The sequence below is a fragment of the Oribacterium sp. HCP28S3_H8 genome (assembly GCF_052064775.1).
In the GTDB taxonomy this organism is placed as follows: domain Bacteria; phylum Bacillota; class Clostridia; order Lachnospirales; family Lachnospiraceae; genus Oribacterium.
Genome location: NZ_JBQHUZ010000005.1, coordinates 1 through 18,164 on the forward strand (window position 1 = coordinate 1; position 18,164 = coordinate 18,164).

General features: G+C 56.4%; 15 protein-coding genes and 1 pseudogene. All 16 read right to left on the reverse strand.

The annotated features are described in order from the left end of the window. Positions 1-158: 158 nt before the first annotated feature. Positions 159-1,529, reverse strand: coding sequence for a hypothetical protein (locus ACTNEN_RS07180; protein WP_441205443.1), 1,371 nt, complete (start codon positions 1,527-1,529; stop codon positions 159-161). A gap of 21 nt (positions 1,530-1,550) precedes the next feature. Next, positions 1,551-2,315 (reverse strand): DUF3846 domain-containing protein, encoded by a 765-nt coding sequence (locus ACTNEN_RS07185; protein WP_441205444.1) that lies wholly within the window; start codon positions 2,313-2,315, stop codon positions 1,551-1,553. Positions 2,316-2,318: 3 nt separating this feature from the next. After that, positions 2,319-3,326 carry a hypothetical protein gene (locus tag ACTNEN_RS07190; protein ID WP_441205446.1) on the reverse strand — a complete coding sequence of 336 codons (1,008 nt, stop codon included), beginning with the start codon at positions 3,324-3,326 and terminating at the stop codon, positions 2,319-2,321. 66 nt (positions 3,327-3,392) lie between these two features. Further along, the gene (locus tag ACTNEN_RS07195; RefSeq protein ID WP_441205448.1) at positions 3,393-4,256 is read right to left on the reverse strand and encodes a hypothetical protein; all 864 of its coding nucleotides are present in this window, start codon (positions 4,254-4,256) and stop codon (positions 3,393-3,395) included. A gap of 16 nt (positions 4,257-4,272) precedes the next feature. Beyond that, complete coding sequence (locus ACTNEN_RS07200; RefSeq protein WP_441205449.1) at positions 4,273-6,036, reverse strand: phage tail tip lysozyme; 1,764 nt, start codon at positions 6,034-6,036, stop codon at positions 4,273-4,275. 36 nt (positions 6,037-6,072) lie between these two features. Next, complete coding sequence (locus ACTNEN_RS07205) at positions 6,073-8,820, reverse strand: VirB4-like conjugal transfer ATPase, CD1110 family (protein ID WP_441205451.1); 2,748 nt, start codon at positions 8,818-8,820, stop codon at positions 6,073-6,075. Next, positions 8,741-9,181: a PrgI family protein gene (locus tag ACTNEN_RS07210; protein WP_320799780.1), complete on the reverse strand. Its 441-nt coding sequence runs from the start codon at positions 9,179-9,181 to the stop codon at positions 8,741-8,743. Before ACTNEN_RS07210 ends, ACTNEN_RS07205 begins: the two co-directional genes overlap by 80 nt. 18 nt (positions 9,182-9,199) lie before the next feature. Next, a complete protein-coding gene (locus ACTNEN_RS07215) occupies positions 9,200-9,418 on the reverse strand; it encodes a hypothetical protein (RefSeq protein ID WP_075713603.1) in 219 nt (72 codons plus the stop codon). Between the two features lie 36 nt (positions 9,419-9,454). Next, positions 9,455-9,652, reverse strand: coding sequence for a hypothetical protein (locus ACTNEN_RS07220; protein WP_320799779.1), 198 nt, complete (start codon positions 9,650-9,652; stop codon positions 9,455-9,457). Positions 9,653-9,711: 59 nt separating this feature from the next. Beyond that, entirely contained in the window at positions 9,712-11,661 is a 1,950-nt protein-coding gene (locus tag ACTNEN_RS07225) for a VirD4-like conjugal transfer protein, CD1115 family (protein ID WP_441205453.1), read from the reverse strand. Between the two features lie 19 nt (positions 11,662-11,680). After that, a complete protein-coding gene (locus ACTNEN_RS07230) occupies positions 11,681-12,466 on the reverse strand; it encodes a hypothetical protein (protein WP_441205455.1) in 786 nt (261 codons plus the stop codon). A gap of 759 nt (positions 12,467-13,225) precedes the next feature. Then, positions 13,226-14,737, reverse strand: a pseudogene (gene lysS, locus ACTNEN_RS07235) (lysine--tRNA ligase); the annotation flags it as partial. Further along, complete coding sequence (gene greA / locus ACTNEN_RS07240; protein ID WP_441205456.1) at positions 14,737-15,243, reverse strand: transcription elongation factor GreA; 507 nt, start codon at positions 15,241-15,243, stop codon at positions 14,737-14,739. The pseudogene lysS and the gene greA, both read right to left, overlap by 1 nt. 253 nt (positions 15,244-15,496) lie before the next feature. After that, a complete protein-coding gene (dusB, locus tag ACTNEN_RS07245; RefSeq protein WP_441205715.1) occupies positions 15,497-16,471 on the reverse strand; it encodes a tRNA dihydrouridine synthase DusB in 975 nt (324 codons plus the stop codon). Next, on the reverse strand, positions 16,471-17,037 hold the full coding sequence (locus ACTNEN_RS07250; protein ID WP_441205458.1) for a DUF6145 family protein: 567 nt from the start codon (positions 17,035-17,037) through the stop codon (positions 16,471-16,473). Before ACTNEN_RS07250 ends, dusB begins: the two co-directional genes overlap by 1 nt. Positions 17,038-17,124: 87 nt before the next feature. Beyond that, entirely contained in the window at positions 17,125-18,102 is a 978-nt protein-coding gene (gene pfkA, locus ACTNEN_RS07255) for a 6-phosphofructokinase (RefSeq protein WP_441205459.1), read from the reverse strand. Positions 18,103-18,164 lie beyond the last annotated feature (62 nt).

The window sequence follows — 18,164 nt, forward strand, 5'->3', positions numbered from 1 at the left end:
ACACTAACAGCAGAAGGGGTATGTTATGTGAAGTAATTGTCGATTTTATTATGGAAAGAGAGGTGATGGAGACGTTTACGTCTCATAATGTATGACTATGCATAAGTTAGTTTATGTAAAGCTTCACATAAACAAGTTTCATAAGGCATCCTCCCTTCTTACCTCTCCGGGTCCCGTTTCCCGGCTGCGTCAGGGCTTCGTCCGTCCGCAATCTCCGAGGAAGCTTCCCGGGCCGCAGCCGCTATCTCCCTCATGCCACCCACGGAGCGGACCCCGAAGCTCTCCTTGAGATGCTGCGCGCTCCGGGCGTCACCAGCGTCTTCGCACTGGACGCTCATCTGCTGCATCTGCTGCGGCGTGAGTGCCGGGTCGGCGATGGCTGCTACGACCTCCTGCGACAGCTGCGGGTTGGCCATGGCGTCAAAGAGGACGCGCAGCTGCTCCCCGGAGAACCGCAGGGGGTTCTGTGCAAGGCTAAGGACGTCTGCGGGCGGGAGAGAGAGTTCCCCGAGCGCATACATGATGGCCCTCATGGCCGGAGCGGGGACCTCCGGTCCGAACAGGGTCTTAAACTGTCTGGGCGTGAGGTTGTATTCGCTCGTGAGCCGGACACAGGCCAGCTGGTCAGGAGTATAGGCCGGGTTCAGCATGCGCAGGACCGTTGCCCTCTCCGCGCCGTCATAGAGTGCGGAGAACACGGAGCGCATGTTCGCCGCAGGAATCTGCGGTTTTACGAACAACTCAACCAGAGGGACCGGAAGGCCGAGGGAAAGAGCGCCGGCGGCAACGTCCAGCTGTGCTTCCGACAGTTCGCGCCATGGGAGGGCGCGCCCGCCGTTCTGCACGATGCTCCGGATGAGATGCAGCTTCTCTGCCGAGAACTCCGGACTCAGGCACTCGTCAAAGACGGATGGAAGAAGCTCTTCCGCGATGCGCGCCAGCTCCCGCATCTGCGAGTGGTTGAACCGCGTGTCGGCGATTTTTCCGACGGTCCCGGCATCCAGCCCCTCGCGGAAGGCCTTGCAGATGGCGAAGGCCTGCCAGTCCGTGAAGGCATCTCCTATAAGAAGCTCCGCCGCCCGAATCTGGCTGCCCGCAGGGACGGATTCCAGCATCCCCCTGAGCTGGGAGACCTGCTTTTCCGACAGGAAGCTTACGGGGTCGGCGGCATCCGGATCCACCTCTTCAAACGTGAGGAGCTGGCCTTCGATGCAGTAGCCGAGGTCAATTTCGGTGTAATCCTCTTCCGCAAGGGTGTCCGCATCCAACTCGTCCCTAGGGACAAGGCCGAGCACCTGCCGGACATCATCGGCTGTCCCTCCGTGGTCGAGGATGCCGTGCAGGTTCTCTTCCAGAACGCCCGCCACGTCAACGCCGTCTGCACCGCCGGAAGGTATGACGCAGTAGAACGGCAGAGCGAAGTTTGTATTCCACGAGCTGACGGTGTACTGTGCAACGGCGGTTTCCTCAAGCCCCTGTTCCAGACGCATGATGATGACGGGAAGCGGAACGTTTCCTTTGTATGGCATCGTGAACCTCCTTTCTGCCGGCTATGCCTGCCGGTCCTGCTCAAAGGGGTTTTGCCCCTTGTGGCCACCGGCAAGCGCGGAAGAAGAGGAACGCATCTCAGATGCTTCCTCACGCAGGCCGTTTCTGCTCTCTGCCCGGTCCTGCCGCACCTTCGGCCCCTTGGTGATGGAAAGCACCTCCGACAGGCCGCTTCCGGGCGCGCTGACGCGGGTGAAGTAGTCGCGGACCGTCTGGCACTCGCCGTCCGTCAGCGGACGGTCTGCACCCGTCTCGGGGTCGAAGCCCACGGCAACAAGGTTGCCAAACAGGACGGTGTAAAGGTCCCCCTCGCGGACCGGCGTGTGGAAGTCCAACTGCGAAAGGTACCCCGCATCCTCCATCTGCTTTGTCGCGTAGACCGCGCGGTTCGGCGGGCAGCTGTACAGCCCCTCCTCGTTCACGTAGATTGAAATCTCTTCTCCGAACAGCACGTTGAGCGGTTCAATCGAGCCGCCCACCAAGCGCTGCAACTCTCTGAGCGTAGAGCCGCCGGCGTCCTCCTTCAGGTCGATGGTGACGGGGGTCCCGTCAACGGGTATGAGTAAAGCTTCCATCTTTCCGGTCCTTTCTGCCGTTCCCTTATTTCGAAAACGGGCGGGGAGCAGCTGCGCCCCGCCCGCACTTTCCTGTCGTGAAAGACACGCCTTCACTGGGAACTCTGCTTTCACCTTTAATAACTTATTAAAGCCGCGCTCTCCCGCCGCTGGGGGCGGGAGTTCGGCAAGGCGCTCCGGCGCTTCGGCCAACGGTTAGCTTCCGAGGATTTCCTTTGCCCATGCGCCGGACTTAATCAGTCCGAACACGAGGAGGAACGAGCAGCCGAGCCACATGAGGACGCCCTGCAAGGCGTCAATGGCCACCTCGCCCGCAGCAAGGGCAAGAATGTTGTCGCTTCCCACCTGAGAGGTAAGGGATGCCAGAATGTGCGGGAACGCCACAAGCAGGAACAGCATGATGGCTCCCGCGAGCGCGGCGGCGGCAAAGTTCTTGAGGAAGCCGACCCCCATCTGCCTTGTCTCGTCAAAGCCAAGGAGCGCCATGGGAATGGAAGAGAACGCGGCCATGACGTAAATCTGCCACGCGCGGGCGTAAGCAACCACGAAGGCAACCACATAGGCAATGATGCCCGTGATGGCACACAGGATGGCCACGATGAGCGTCGTGAAGCATCCGCCGAACGTGACCTTGCTAAGGTCAAAGTTCTCCGTGCTGATGCCCTCGCCGAGGAAGCTGCCTTTCTTACCCACAGAGCCAATCACAGGGATGATGTTGTCTACGACCATCTGGTACACGGCCTGCACGATATCGAGAGAGTGAATGATGAACCAGTGAAGCAGGACATACGTCACCGCGAGGAAAACGATATCCTTGATGGCCGGAAGCGTAGCTGTCGCATCCATCCTCTGGCTGATTTTGATGAGCTGCACCAGCATGAACAGGGCAAGGATGGACTCCGCAAGCGGGACCACGGCGGTCTGATGGACCGTGACCGTAATCGAGTAGACAGACTCTCCAAGAAGGCTCGAGAACGGAGCCGTCAGAATCCCGTTGTCTCCGATGGCAGAAACAAGGCCGTTGTACATGTTGAAGAAGCCGCATGCGCCATCCAGAAGCCATCCCTTGATGGCTTCTTCCACGGCTCCCTTGAGGTCCCATGGCGCAGCCGCATAGGCTGGTTGCGGCAGGAGCAGCACGAGCGCGGCGGAAGCGAGCACGCTTGTTATCACAGCAGCGCGAAAGCCCGGCCCGCGACGCATATGCCTGCTATTGGTCTTATTTGTGTAAGCGCTCAAAACATATCCTTTCTGCCTGCAAGGCGCGGGCTAGACGCTGAACTTGTAAGTGCTGTCGTTCTGGTCATACGTCACGGTGATGACCGGTGTTGCCGAGCCCGTCAATGACGCCGAGCCGTCCGATTCGTCACTGCTCAGGGTGAAGGCAGTCACAACCAGCCCCTTGTCGTAGTCGATGGTGACGTTCTTGTTCCACGTGGCCTTTACCGCTGATGGGTAATGGGTTGAGCACCACCGGCTGAGCGCGTCCACGAATGCGTCTTGGTCCCCGAGCAGTCCTTTCGCTTCCCCATCCAGCCCTTCAACCGCAATCTTTTCCACCGCGTCTGAGCGCTGATAGGCCGTGTTGGGAAGGGCGAACATGCCGGACAGGAGACTTGCCTGCCCGGCAGACGCGCTGTCGGCGCTCTTGACAAGCGTATAGGTGGCAATGTATGTCCCGGCGTCCGTCTCAAAGGCAATGGTGTCCACCTCGGTATCGGAGCCGTTGTTTCCGAACTCGCAGGCGGAGATGGCAAAGGGATGGGAGGTCTCCTCGCCGTTCACCGTCTCCACGTAGTGGTCATCGTAAAAGCGAACCGTGTATTTCCCGTCGCTGGCGGACCAGACACCGGCGCACAGCGTCTCAATCAGCTTCCGCGTCTTCGAGTCATAGGCTTTAATCAGCTTTTTCTGCGATTCCGTGAGCGAGGTCTTCTCCGCTTCCGAAGCGCCTGCCGTCTTTCCGCTGTCGCTTCCGGCGGCATCGGAAGCCGTCTGGCTCTGCTGCGCCGCCCTCCGCTCCGCCACGTGCAGGGCGCTCGTGACCGAGAACCCTGCAAACACGATAATGGCGAAGAGGGAGAGCAGAGCCACCTTCCTGTGCTTTTTCAGAAGTCCCTTCCAGTCTTTCATTCCCTATCCTTTCTGCTTATTTCACGTTCGAGGGGAACCCCCACCCCGCCGGACTCCATTTGCAGTACGTGCTTATCCACCGGTCCAAATCCCAGACCTCAATCGAGCCGGTGTTGTGGATGATTTTGTTGTCCCCGATGTAGATGCCGACGTGCCCGTAGGTCGCGCCCGCCGTTGAGCCGGAGCTGGAACTTCTCACGGCAACCAGCATGCCGACCCTGAGCTGGGAGCGGTCAGTCGAGTGACAGTAAGCCGCGTACATGTCGCAGGCGTTACCGCTGATGCCGCCCAGCCCTGCCTTCGCGTAGACATTGGAAACCCACGCGGCGCACCATCCTGCGCCGGGGGACGGCGTTCGATACGCCGCGTCCACGATGGAGCGCTGCGTCGCGTCAGACGCGGCATACTCCTCGCCGCTTCCGCCACCAGAAGAAAGCTTTTCATAGAAGGCCTGTGCCGCAGGCAGACGGTCCCGGTAGAACGACTGCCGCGCCGCCCAGTCCGCAGGGCGGAGCCAGCAGGCCATCACGCAGTACGTCGCGAACCCCACATCGTCTGTCTTTAGCCAGGCATCGTAGCTTGCATCGCGTCCGGAATACTCGGTGATGTATTTGGTGTAATAGCCGCTGCGGTGCAAGCCGGTGGCCCACGATGCGCGGAGGTTTTCGATGAAGTATTTCGTCTGGGCGCTGGCGCTGTTCTTGTCGAGTCCATTTGCGCTGCACCAGTTGACAAAGCTCGTATATTCGCCGTGTCCCGGCGTCGTGTCTGTGAACTGGTATAGGCCGAACCCATACTCGTAGGCGTAGCTGTTTCCCTCCCCATGATACTCGTTCGTGGGGTCCCAGCCTGACTCTCCGGAGATGTTGCCCATGATGGCGGCAATCTGCGGTTTCCCAAGTCCCTCCGCAGCGAGCGCCTGTGCGACCTCCAACTGGGTTCCGCTGAGGTCACCGAACGAATCCACCTGACTGGATGGGTTGTCGCTGCCGGCGAGCACCGCCACCAGCACGACCGCCAGAAGGAGACCGAAGATTGCGGGAACTGCCGCGCCGCCCAGCAGCGCGACAAGCCCCTTTCCCTGCGTCCCGGCTGCGGCAGGAAGGGCGCGCTTTACCGCGCTTCCGCCAGCGGAAGCCGCCGCCTTTTGCGTGGCGTCCGTCGCGGTGTACATTTCACGCCTGAGATATCCAGCCGCCTGCGCCTTTCTCTGGACCTCTGCGGCATCGGCAGGCTTTTTGCGGTACTTCTTTTCGGAGAGCGAACCAAGCGGCGCTTCCTTCTCAAGCGCGTCCCTGCCGGAGAAGTGCCGACGGAGCCTTCTGGAAATCCAGACGGTGCGCCGGCCCCGGTAGGCCGCGTCATCCATGCCCTCAAGCTCTGAGTCCTCAAGCGTCTTCGACACCACGCCGCCGATAACCGCATCCCTTGCCGCCGGCTTTGCAGCCTTCTTGAGAGATTCCCGGAGATGGTGGTCCGCCTGTGCGCGCGTCTTTTGTGAAGCTGCCCGCTCTTTACCGAACGTGCTCCCGGATTCCCCACCGGAGCCGGCAGCTTCCTTCCCCGCCTTCGCCCTTTTCCCTGCCGCAGCAGCCGCAGCCGCGCCGCCGGCGCTGCTCCTCCTTCCCTTCTCGTATGCGGCGCGCTTGAGCGCCATCGCGCTCTTGTCGGCGCTTCCCACAATGCCGGTGTTGACGGCGTTCGTCTGTTCGGTCCGGATGAGCTGCGCTCCTGCATCCTCGCGTTCGCTTGCCGTGCGCGCGTAGTCTGACGCTTTCATTGACGTTCACCGTCCTTCCGGTTCGTGTCGGAACAGCTACCTGTCCTTCTTCCTGTCATTGGGGTTCGTGCTGAACAGCTCGTAGAGGACGTTGCCCTTCGGGAACTTTCCGCGAATCGGGACGCGGGCGTTTCCGGCAATCAGAAGACCGTCTCCGGGTTCGACGGACTCATCAATGCACTCTTCCTCCTGTTCGGAGAGATTCAGCAGCTCCACCCACCTCATGCGGTCGAGCGGGGACTGCTTGAGCAGCATCAGGAAGTCCGCGTTGAGGACGATGTTCTGCGCCGCTTCGTTGTTGAGCATCGCCGTCGCGTTCTGCGTGATGCCCGTAAGCAGAAGCCCGAACTTGCGGCCCTCGTTCGAGAACCGCGAGAAGTAGTTCAGGACCGTCGGGTAGGCGAACATGGACTGCATCTCCTCCACGTAGAGCCATGTCCGCACGTTTCGCTTTGCGTTGAAGTACATGCGGTTGCGGACGGCTTCGCAGATGTTGATGAGTGCGAAGACCAGCATCGAATCCGGGAGGTCCTTCAAGTTGAAGTCCACGATGCGGCTCTTGAAGTCCACGTTGGACTGGTGATTGAAGAAGTCCATCGGCGGCTGGATAAACCGCTCGTAGCGGAGCGCAATGTCCTCGCGGGCCTGCTTTTCCGGCTGTTCCCGGAGCGTGTCGTAGAAGTCCTGTAGCAGGGGCGGATTGCCGTCTCCTCGCTCCGCCGCGCTCTGGAATGCGATGTTGACGCATCTCGTGATGATGGACTGGTCAATCTGCGTGAACGGCTCGTCAGACTCTGCGGCGCTGGCAGCCGCCTGCGCAAGCATCGCGTCGATTTTGAAGGCAATCTGCTCGTTGCGGGACATGTGCTCGACAGAGACGGTATCAAACGGGTTCAGGTACGTGCCGGTTCCGACGCCGAAGTGGAAGACGGAGCCGCCATAGCGCTCGGCAATTCCGGTGTACTCACCGGCGCGGTCGATAACATAAATCTCGTCCGTCGGGTTTGAGAAGATGGTCGCGGTCATCTCGGTTTTGACGAACATTCCCTTGCCCGCGCCCGTCTTGCCACAGACAAAGCCCATCGGAGAAGTCAGCTTCTTGCGGTTGCAGAGAACGAGATTTCTGGAATGCTTGTTCTGGCCGTAATAGTTCCCGCCGGCGTCGTCCAGCTCTTGCGTCGCGAAAGGCACAAGGATAGCCACCTGCGCCGTGGTGAACATGCGGCTGATTTCCACGTGGTTGTGCCCGAGCGGGAGAATCGAGTTCAGTCCCCTGCGCTGCCGGTACTCGTAGGTGTCCACCTCGATGGAGTTCTGCCGTGCCATGGAGATGATGCGCATGGCCTGCGTGTCCAGCTGCTCCTTGCTCTCCGCATAGGTGTAAATAAGACCCGTGAAGACGTAAAGGCGCTGATTCTTGTTCTGTAGGTTGTCGAGAACGTCTTCCGTTTCTTCCTTGGAGTATTTCAGCTCCTGTGGAAGAATGGAGAAGTCGTACCCCTTGTTGACGGCGCTGCGCTGCTCCTCAATGATTTCCTTGTCAATCCACGCGCTGCGCGTGCGAACGTAGTTGATGGCCTTGGACTTGTCCATGGGCTGGACGAACCACGTGACCTCCATGGGGATAGGCAGGTCCACGATATCCGCCAGCGCGCGGTCGGAAAGCTCCGAGCCGAACTTCTTCATGACGAGGACCTGCCCGTAAATCCCGTTGTCCAGCTTGAAGCAGTCGTTGTACACGCCATCCGGCTTGAAGTCAATCTGCCCCGGCGCGATGCAGTCCTTTGTGGTCTGCATCCGCACGCTGGAAATATCCCTCTGATAGTCGAAGATGAAGGGCCGGTAGGGATTGAGCAGCGAATGGAGGACGGAAAGGCGCTGTGTGCCGTTCATAAGATGCGGCTTCGAGCCCATGGAGTTGAGGATGCGGCTGGATTCCGTCTCGATGCGGGCGAGCTGCCTTGCCGCTTCCTCCGCTGTGTCCGCACTGACGGAATAGGTCAGGTAGCGGTTTCGCCGGATGTTGCTGACGCCTTCCCGCACCTTGTCATTGAGTATGTCATTGAACACCTGCGCGTCATGCATCGCGGCTTCGCAGCTCTGCCTTGACGGGTCGAAGAACTGGCGGTGGCCAACGTCCTCCTTTAGGAGCGGCGTATTGATGACGCTCATCTGAACCAGCGTGTCCGCACCGAACTGGTCATAGAGCCGTGTGAGGGCCGAGAACATGGCCTTCTGCTGCTCGTCACGGACGGAATGATAGCTCGTGTCATCAAAGGCGATGGTGGACGAGAAAAGCCCCTCCTCCACCTCGCAGATGCCATCCTGATACATGCGGTTGTAACCGATGTAGCGGACAACGTCCTTCGCGGCTTCCCTCCTTCTCCTCGCGTCCGCCGTCTTCTCGCTCAGCTCGTGGTCCCTGTCCCTGAGTTGGGACTTCACCGACGTGTAGCTCTTCTTTGCTTCTTTTTCGGCTTCCTTCGCCGCACGGCGCTCCTCCCGGATTTTTCGCAGCGCCGCCTTCTTTTCCTTGCGCGGCAGCTTCCTTCCAGTGGTGAACGAGGGGAACATCTGCTTGAGCGCGCCAACATCAACCGGGCCGTTGTCATGGTCCAAATCGGTGCTGGCGCGTCCCGTTCCGAAGTCCTCGCCGGAAGCGTGCACAAAGGCTTCTACGTCAAAGCCGGGGCTTTCCCCGCCGCTAGGTGATGACGCGTCCTGCCCTTGGGGAGTAGGATTCGATTCCTCGGAGACTTTGCTGCTTTCGATAAAATCTTCCATAAACCTTGCCTTTCTTCTTGGAGGTTCCGCCCGGGGTCTCCACAAGCCCTGCCAGCTCCATGGAGGGCACGTAGAAAATCCGGTCGTTCTCGAACTGCGCCCTCAGCCAAAGCGGAACGAACTTCTCAAAGGGCATCCCCTTGGGTCTCACAAAGCCGCAGCACCAGAACGGGAGCGAGACGGCATAAATGAGAATCATGTTGTCCCCGGGGTTTATCCCGAGGACGAAGTACATGTAGAGGGCGGAAAGAACCGAGCAGCCGAGAGCGCCAACAACGGAGACCAGCGTGCGTGTTGTGAGCTTTCCAACCACCTTCGGCTGGTACTCAGCAATGTCCTTGTGAACTGCGACAGACAACATTGTGCAGACTCCCCTCCTTTAACCGGCCCACCCGGTGTTCAGGGAGCCGAAGTAGACGGCTGCCGCGATGACAATCGCGCCGCCGACAATCATGGCGATGGCACCGGAGAGCTGACCACCGCCACCCTGCATACCGTCCTTGATGGTCATTCCGAGATTAACCAGACCAAAAACGACGAGCACTCCGCCGAGGAATGTAATTCCCTGCGTGAGCATGGATACTGCGTTCTGTAGCATAAAATCTTCCTTTCCTGCCTGCTGTGTTACTGGCAATCAGAATCCCGTAAAGCCGTACGTCGATGCGAATCCGAGCACAACTGCGCCGGCGGCAATCATGGCGATGGCTTTCCGAATTTCGCCGCCGCGCGCCCCCTCACGAAGCACTATCCCGAGGTACACCAGTCCGACAAACAGGACGGCTGTCCCGGCATAGGCGAGCGGCTTCACGGCGAGCCTGACAAGGGCTTCCACCTTTCGTTCACCTTCCTCTCCTTTCTGCCCGTGCAGCGTTAATAAATTATTATAACGGTCTACTGGGCGGGCTTCCTTGCGCTGCCCGAAAAATCCGTACCGTTCATATAACGCTTGAAGTCGAAGGGATTCTCATGCAGCCGTTTCGGGTTCCTCTTGTCCACGATGTAGCAGTATCTCTTGTGCCGCCGTGGGTCGAATTTGTCATCCATGAGAGGGTTTGTTCCGGCAATCAGGAGGATGGCTTTTCTGCGGCTCATCTTTCCGATTTCGGCGGCATCAATGAGGTCTCTCCCCTGAATTTGCAGGTTCTTGCTCGCGCTGGACGATTGCCCGGAAGACTCGTTGTAGGTCATCTGATGGATGGTCTGCTTGCCAATCATCTCCGCAATTTCCTTGTTCGTGGAATTGGATTTCCCACCGAGGAAGAGGGTCGAGTCGCAGCAGTCCACAATGGTCTGGGCCTTCTTGTCGTACTTCGATTCCAGCTGGCTCATGGACTGGAGGATAATCGTGATGCCGATGTTCCGGGAGCGTGTGACTGCGATGGTCTCCTCAATCTGCGGGATAGTGCCGATGTTCGCGAACTCGTCAAAAATGAAGTGAACCGGCCTTGGCAGCTTACCCCCATAGTCCGTGAGCGCCTTCCGGCAGAGCTGGTCGATGCACTGCCACATCATGATGGCAAAGAGGAACGATAGCGTCTTGTCCGTGTCGGACAGAATGCCGAACACGGCGGTTCTCGTGTCAGGGTCTCCCAGTGTGTCCAGTTCCATTTCGTCATACTCAAGAAGCTGGCGGACCCCGGACGTTGCGATTGGCGCGAGCCGGACGTTGCAGGAGATGATGATGGATTTCAGGGTGCGCCCGGCAGCCACCTTGAAGTTCTTGTAGTTCATCAGGGCAAAGTCCTCATCCGGTGACAGCCCGCCGCGCTCAGCCGGGCGGACGCCATCATAGTTTCGGCGGAACCGCGAGGACTGCCAAGACCAGCCGGTGTCCGCAGTGAAGTCGCGGGACAGCCCGCCCTTCCTGCGGGGCGCACCCGCAGCCCCAACATTTCTGGCAAAGCGCTTCCCGGTTTCAATCTGGTAAAAGATAAGGTCCAGCGCCGACATGAAGTTCTCGTCCTCCTCCCTTGCTTCTGCCAGTGAGAGGAGCGTCAGGAGACCGGAGAGCGTGTAATCCTCCTCCGGGAACCAGTCGCGCAAAAGCGCGATGAGCGCCGTATAGAGCATCTTTTCTGCGTTCTCCCAGAACGGGTCGCTGGTCTTGCCCTCGCCGTTCGTGTTCATGATGAAGCAGTTGACGAACGAGAGGATATCCGTGTCGGTCTTCACGTACCTGAGCGGGTTGTAGTGCATGCTTTCGTCAAGATTGATGGTGTTGAAGCTCTTCACCTGATAGCCGTTGTCGGTGAACAGGTAGCCCGCGTCTTTCAGCAGGGTTCCCTTCGGGTCGGTGATGAAATAGTTCGTGTTGAGCTGACAGATGTTCGGCGTCACGTAGTTGAATGTCTTGCCCGAGCCGGACCCGCCGACCACAAGCACGTTGAGGTTGCGGTCCAGCGCCGGGTCATACTTAGGCCGGTGCAGCGCCAGCCCGTACTTTTCTGTGAAAATGAGGTTGTTGTCCGGGTTGCTGAGGTCCCGGAACCGCCTTCCCTCCTTCACCGTCCCCCAGCGGGCGGAGCCGCTTTCTTCGCCGGAGCGGTAATTCCCGATGTAAACCACGTGCCTGAGCCAGACCATCCACACGACCAGTGCCATGCAGAAACCGGCGAGGAGCGCCTTTGTGTCCATGGCGAGTAAGAGAGGATTTTCGCGGATTCGCGCCCACATGGTCAGGAGTGCGTCCCCGCAGTGGTCAAGAAACTGTCCCGGGTAGGACGCCAGCGCTTCAAAGTACCGGTTCCCGAGATAGAAGCCTGTCACCGAAAAAGCCAGCGTGACAAGAGCCGACGTGGCGATGCGCCTATTTACTTCCGGGTTTCCCTTTCTGTCTGCCATCTTTCCGTCCTTCTTCCTTTTAGCGCACCGGCTTCATCCGATTTGAAATGTCCAGCTCATGGGAAGGTGTGCCGCTCTCGGCTTCGAGTTCGGTCTTCGCTTCGCGCATCTCCCGAGCTACGCTGCTCAGGGAATAACCGCTGTCAGAGCTTCTGGCAGCACGGTCCTCTGCTTCGCGCGCCATGGAGGGGGAAACATCCGTACCGACGCCCTCATGCTCAATCCGGGCCGTATGGTCATCCGTGTCAATGCTGTCATGGGACTTCACGCCTTGGTCAAGGTCCGGCGTTGCCCCGTCGTTGTCCAGGGCACCATCGACGGGCCGCTGTCCCTCGTGCTCCTGACGCCGGCTTCTGTCCCCCGCTTCCTTCCCGGGCGCGGGACGGTTCTTCTCAAACCAGTCATGCGTGGCATCCACGCCCCATTTTCGGCTCAGCGTGTCCGCCCCAACCGCCCAGTCCGTCCGCCCCTGCGCGTCCTTTCCGAACGGGAGAAGACCGTCCTCGCCCCGGCGGGCTTCGTAAAACATGACCTCGCCCTTTCGGGTTGTGGTGATGCCGATTCCCTGACGGGCAAGAATCTGCTCAAAGTCGTTAAAATCTCTGCTGCGGTCCCTCGCGTCAAGAACCTTGTCCCGGATGCTTTCCGTGTGGTTGAGGTTTCCGTCGGAGTGGTCCGTGCGAAACGCTTCCCTGCTCTTTGTCTCTTCCGGATGACGGAATGGAAGGTTAGGCAGTCTGGTGATTTCGGTTAATCCCGCCAGCTGCTCCGCCGTGACGGGACGGCTGTTTTCGAGACGTTCCACGATGGACTGCTCCTGCCGCAAGCTCATCACTTCGGCGAACTGCGGCGCGCAGTCTTTAATCGCTTTGATATCGTCCTCGGCGAACTGAATGAATCCGTTTCCCTCCCTGTCGGCCAGCGCGGACGCAAACGTTCCGTTCTCGCGGCAGACCTGCGCGAAATAGGCAGCATCGTTGGAGGTTCCGAATGGAAGGCAGACTTGTTCGCGCGACGCGAGGGCTTCCGCTTCAATCTCGGCTTCTTCCTCGGACCTCCCGCTTTCCATCAGCCGTTCCTTGTGCCAGTCCCTTGCCTTGTTGTCGATGAACCTTTCCAGCGCCCTGCCGGTCTGGTTCCCGATTGCCTGCATCAGCATCTCGCCAACGTCTTCCCCGTAATCCTGAGCCATGCCGTTTCCTTTCCCTGTAGTTTGGAGAATGCGCGAATCCCGTCCGGGTATCCTTGACATGGAAGTATATCAGCCGCAGCACGATTCCTCCCGCAGTACCTTACACGTCATCAGAAATGATTTTGCCAAACGGCTCCATCCCGTCGTTGAATGTGCGATTGTCAAAAACCGGAACCGCGCATAACCTCTTTTGCCGTTCCCAAAGCTCTAAACGATTCCAAGCCGGATTTTGCCAACAAAAAAAGACGCCCCAAACGGAGCGCCTTCATCACAGGTCAATATCCTGCTTTACTGGTACGTGCTTCTGTCAAACTGTTGGTAAATCGTTGGTAAATTGGTGCGTTTGCACATCAGAAACCCTTTGTTTTAAGCGTTTTTTTCGTCTTTGGTCTTCATTGTCGGGAAGAGCAAAACGTCTCTGATGGCAGGTGAATCCGTCAGCAGCATCACCAGTCGGTCAATGCCGTAACCAATGCCACCCGTTGGCGGCATACCGATCTCCATGGCATGCAGGAAGTCTTCGTCGGTGTGGTTGGCTTCCTCATCACCTGCTGCTGCCAGCGCATCCTGTGCCTGGAAACGCTCTCTCTGGTCAATCGGATCGTTAAGCTCCGAGTATGCGTTGCACATCTCACGACCGTAAATATAAAGCTCAAAACGCTCAACCTTGGACGGATCCGAAGGCTTCTTTTTAGTGAGCGGTGAGATCTCCACCGGATGGTCCATGATGAACGTAGGCTGGATCATTTTCTCCTCACAGAAAGTCTCAAAGAAATTGTTTTCGATATCACCGACTTTATGATGCTCCTCATATTCCACATGATGCTCGTCCGCTAATTTTCTTGCCTCTGCAAGATCCTTAACCTCATCAAAATTGATTCCGGTTTCCTCTTTGATTGCCTCTGTCATAGTAAGACGGCGGAAGGGCTTGCCAAGGTCAATTTCTGTGCCCTGGTAAGTAATCGTTGTAGAACCGCAGACCTTCTCCGCAAGTGTCCGGAACATATCCTCGGTAAGGTCCATCATGCCATTGTAATCGGTATATGCCTGATACAACTCCATGAGGGTGAACTCCGGATTATGACGGGTATCCACACCCTCATTACGGAATACACGACCGATCTCAAATACACGCTCCAGACCGCCGATAATCAGTCTCTTAAGATAAAGCTCAAGTGAAATACGAAGCTTGACATCCTCATTCAGCGCATTGTAATGTGTCTCAAAGGGTCTTGCTGCGGCGCCGCCGGCATTCTCCACAAGCATCGGCGTCTCAACCTCCATAAATCCTCTTGCATCCAGGAAATTCCGGATTTCACGGATAATCTGGGATCTCTTGATAAAGACATCCTTGCTTTCCGGATTCATAATAAGATCCACATACCGCTGACGATATCTGGTATCCGTATCCTGGAGACCATGGAACTTCTCAGGCAGCGGATACAGGGACTTGGAGAGCAGCGTCACGGACTTGGCATGCACGGAAATCTCGCCCATCTTGGTCTTAAAGACAAACCCCTCAACACCGACGATATCTCCGAGATCCAGCTTCTTAAACTTCTTATAGGAATCCTCACCAAGATCATCTCTTGTCACATAGCACTGGATCTGACCATTTTTATCCTGCACATGCATAAAGGAAGCCTTGCCCATGACACGCTTGGACATAACACGTCCCGCAATGGAGACCGTCTGCCCCTCAAACGTCTCAAAATTGTCCTTGATCTCCTGCGAATGCTGTCTCTGGTCGTACTTCGTAATCTCAAAGGGGTTTTCTCCCGCTGCCTGCAGCTCAGTGAGCTTATCACGGCGAGCAAGGAGGATATGATTCATATCAACCGGCTGTGCGCCTGCCTGCTCCTTAGCATTATGATTTTCTGCCATTACTTGTCCTCCTCAGTATCGTTCACGTTGGAATACTTCACTGCCTCATCGATCCTAAAGTCAAGAGGTCCCTCTGCGGTTTCAACCGTAACGGTTTCACCGGCTCTATGATGGATCAGCGCCTGTCCGAGCGGAGACTCGTTGGAGATCTTACCCTCGAGAGAGTTTGCTTCAGACGATCCTACCAGATAGTACTCAACTTCCTCATCCGCATCGACATCATACAGCTTTACCTTATAGCCGATGTTGATTTCACCTTCCTCGCCTTCGTCAACGACCTCAGCGTTTTTAAGCAGTGCTTCCAGCTCGACGATCCTTTCCTCGATCTCTCTCTGCTTATCCTTGGCTGCATCGTACTCGGCATTTTCCGAGAGGTCACCCTGCTCTCTTGCTTCCTTGATCTCTGCAGCAATCTGCTTTCTCTGGTTTACCTTAAGATCCTCAAGCTCTGCCTCATATTTATTAAGACCTTCCCGTGTCAGTAAATTCTTTTTTCCTTCAGCCATATTACGTGATCCTTTCCTGTGGACAATCATTCTGTGGAAATTTATCAGCATAAACCACAATGCAGTATAAGACTACAATGTCGGCTTCCGGGATACCCGGGAGCCGTAATAAAATGCTTTTTCACACTGAGTTGTAATTTTAACTTCTCATAAAAGGTTTGTCAATAAAGGATTATTCCATGATATTCACTCTATAAGCCTCTATAAAGGATTATGCCGTTGTATTCACTCGTATAGGATTCTGCCATGACGCTTACTCGCCGATGATGGCAATCAGTTCCCGGAGCCGGTCAATACTCTCGACATGATTGATTTCATCTCTCAGCCTTGCGGAGTTTGGAAGACCTGTTGTATACCAGGACATATGCTTCCGCATCTCAAGGACAGCCATGTGCTCCCCCTTGTACCGTACCATGAGCTCTGCATGGCGCCGTATCACCTCGCGGATCTCCGGTACGGTCGGCTCCGGAAGCAGCTCTCCGGTCGTAAGGTAATGCGCCGTTCTGGAGATCAGCCAGGGATTCCCCTTGACGCCTCTCGCAAGAGCGATGCCGTCCACACCGGTTTCCGTAAGCATTCGCATTGCATCCTCCGGCGTAAAAATATCTCCGTTTCCAAAAACCGGGATTTTTACCGCTTCCTTTACCCTGCGAATGCAGTCCCAGTCGGCTTTTCCGCTGTAATACTGTTCTCTTGTCCTGCCATGCACGGTGATGGCGGATACCCCTGCAGCCTCTGCCATCTGCGCAAATTCCACGGCATTGGCAGTTTCCTTGGTGAATCCCTTGCGAAACTTGACTGTAACCGGTTTGCTGCAATGCGTTACCATAGTGCTCAGGATTTTATAAGCCTCCTCCGGACGCTGCATGAGGCTCGACCCCTCACCGTTACGGACAATTTTAGGCACCGGGCAGCCCATATTGACATCAATGATGTCAAAACGATCCTGCAAACGCCCTGCAATCTCGCCCATGATGTCCGGATCCGAGCCAAACAGCTGAACTGCAATGGGATGACCCTTGGCAGCTCCCTCATTGTCTCCAGTTTGCAGGAGTTCTTCCGTATTGCGATTATGATAGAGGATTGCCTTGGCGCTTACCATCTCCGTTACCGCAAGTGAAACGCCGAAATCCTCGCAAATCTCGCGGTACGCAAGATCTGTGACGCCCGCCATAGGTGCAAGCATGATGTTTCCCTTCAGCTCGAGATTTCCGATTTTTATCATTATCACTCTCCAAACAATGTATGATATGCCGTCTGCTCTGCATCCTCGTCATCCGGCGCAACCGGCATATCCCAGGAGCCGGTGGGCTTCACCTCTGCTTCCTCCTTGTGTTCAATCGCCTCGATTTCCTCCTTGCTTGCCCTGCGTACCTCGGCATGTCCCTCCGGATTTCTTGCTCCCGGCTCTCCCTCCTGACCGGAAACCGACAGATCCACTCCTGCCGGCACTGCACCGGAGCGGAATGCTTTCATCGCGGTATAGTACATCTCGAGCTTGCTGAAAAGCTCCTGATTTTTTTCCGAGAGCTCCTTTATCTTACGATCCGATGCTGCCTCGTCAAACAACGTATCCGTTCCATCCGTAACCGACTCCAGCACGAGCTTCCCCTGCCGGTTGAACTGCATAAGCAGGATCCCACCAATATCCTCTGTATAATCTACAGAAATCACCCGGAGCTTCTCCTTCACTTCCTTTGGGAGATTATCATATTCCGGATTAAGGTAAAACTTCTGTACATAGGCATTGGATGCACAAAGTACGGTATAGCCCTTCTCGATCTGAACTGCCATTACTCCTCCTTAAAAAAGCATGGTTTCGATGGGATACCATCTTGGCCATGCTTTCTACATCTTAAATTATCTTGCATCTTATATCTATTATCTTACAAGCAGCTTTGCAATATCGTACTGCGCCTCCGGGATATCCTTGGTCATCCTGAGTGCTTCCTGAATGTCATAATCCACAAACTCGCCGTGCTTATACGCTACCAGACGATTGGATTTGCCATCCTTCAGGAGCTGTGCGGCTCTTGCTCCCATGATAGAAGCGTAATAACGATCCTTACAGGTCGGAGAACCGCCACGCTGCATGTGTCCAAGGATTGTTGCTCTGGTCTCAATGCCCGTAGCGGCTTCAATCCTCTTTGCCATGGATGTGGAGTGTCCGATGCCCTCAGCGTTGATAATAATGTAATGCTTCTTGCCGCGTTTTCTGGAATCAATGATACGATTGATGATGGCCTGCTCATCTCCATCATATCTCTCCGGCAGGAGGATTTCCTCTGCGCCGTTGGCAACACCGCACCAGAGAGCAATGTATCCTGCTCTGCGTCCCATAACCTCGATAATAGAGCAACGTTCATGAGAGGTCGAGGTATCTCTGATCTTGTCAATGGCGCTCATTGCGGTGTTGATCGCGGTGTCAAAGCCGATGGTATAATCCGTACATGCAATATCCAGATCAATGGTACCAGGCACGCCGATCGTATTGATTCCCAGCTCGGAAAGCTTGCCTGCTCCGCGGAAGGAACCATCTCCTCCGATAATGACTATGCCATCAATGCCATGCTTCCGGCAGATCTCTGCGCCTCTTTTTTGTCCCTCGGGTGTCACAAACTCCTTACAACGTGCAGTATAGAGGATGGTACCGCCACGGCTGATGATATCGGAAACAGAAGTGGTATCCATATCCACGATTTCCTCTTCCAGCAATCCGGCATAGCCTCTCATAATACCCTTTACCTTAAGGCCCTCATGTATAGCCGTGCGAACTACGCTCCGGATCGCGGCATTCATGCCGGGAGCATCTCCACCGGAAGTTAATACACCAATTGTTTTCACAGCTTTTGCAGCCATAACAAATCCTCCATTCATCCAGTCATCCTGTCGGTTGGAATCAGGTTTTCCTGTCCATAGCA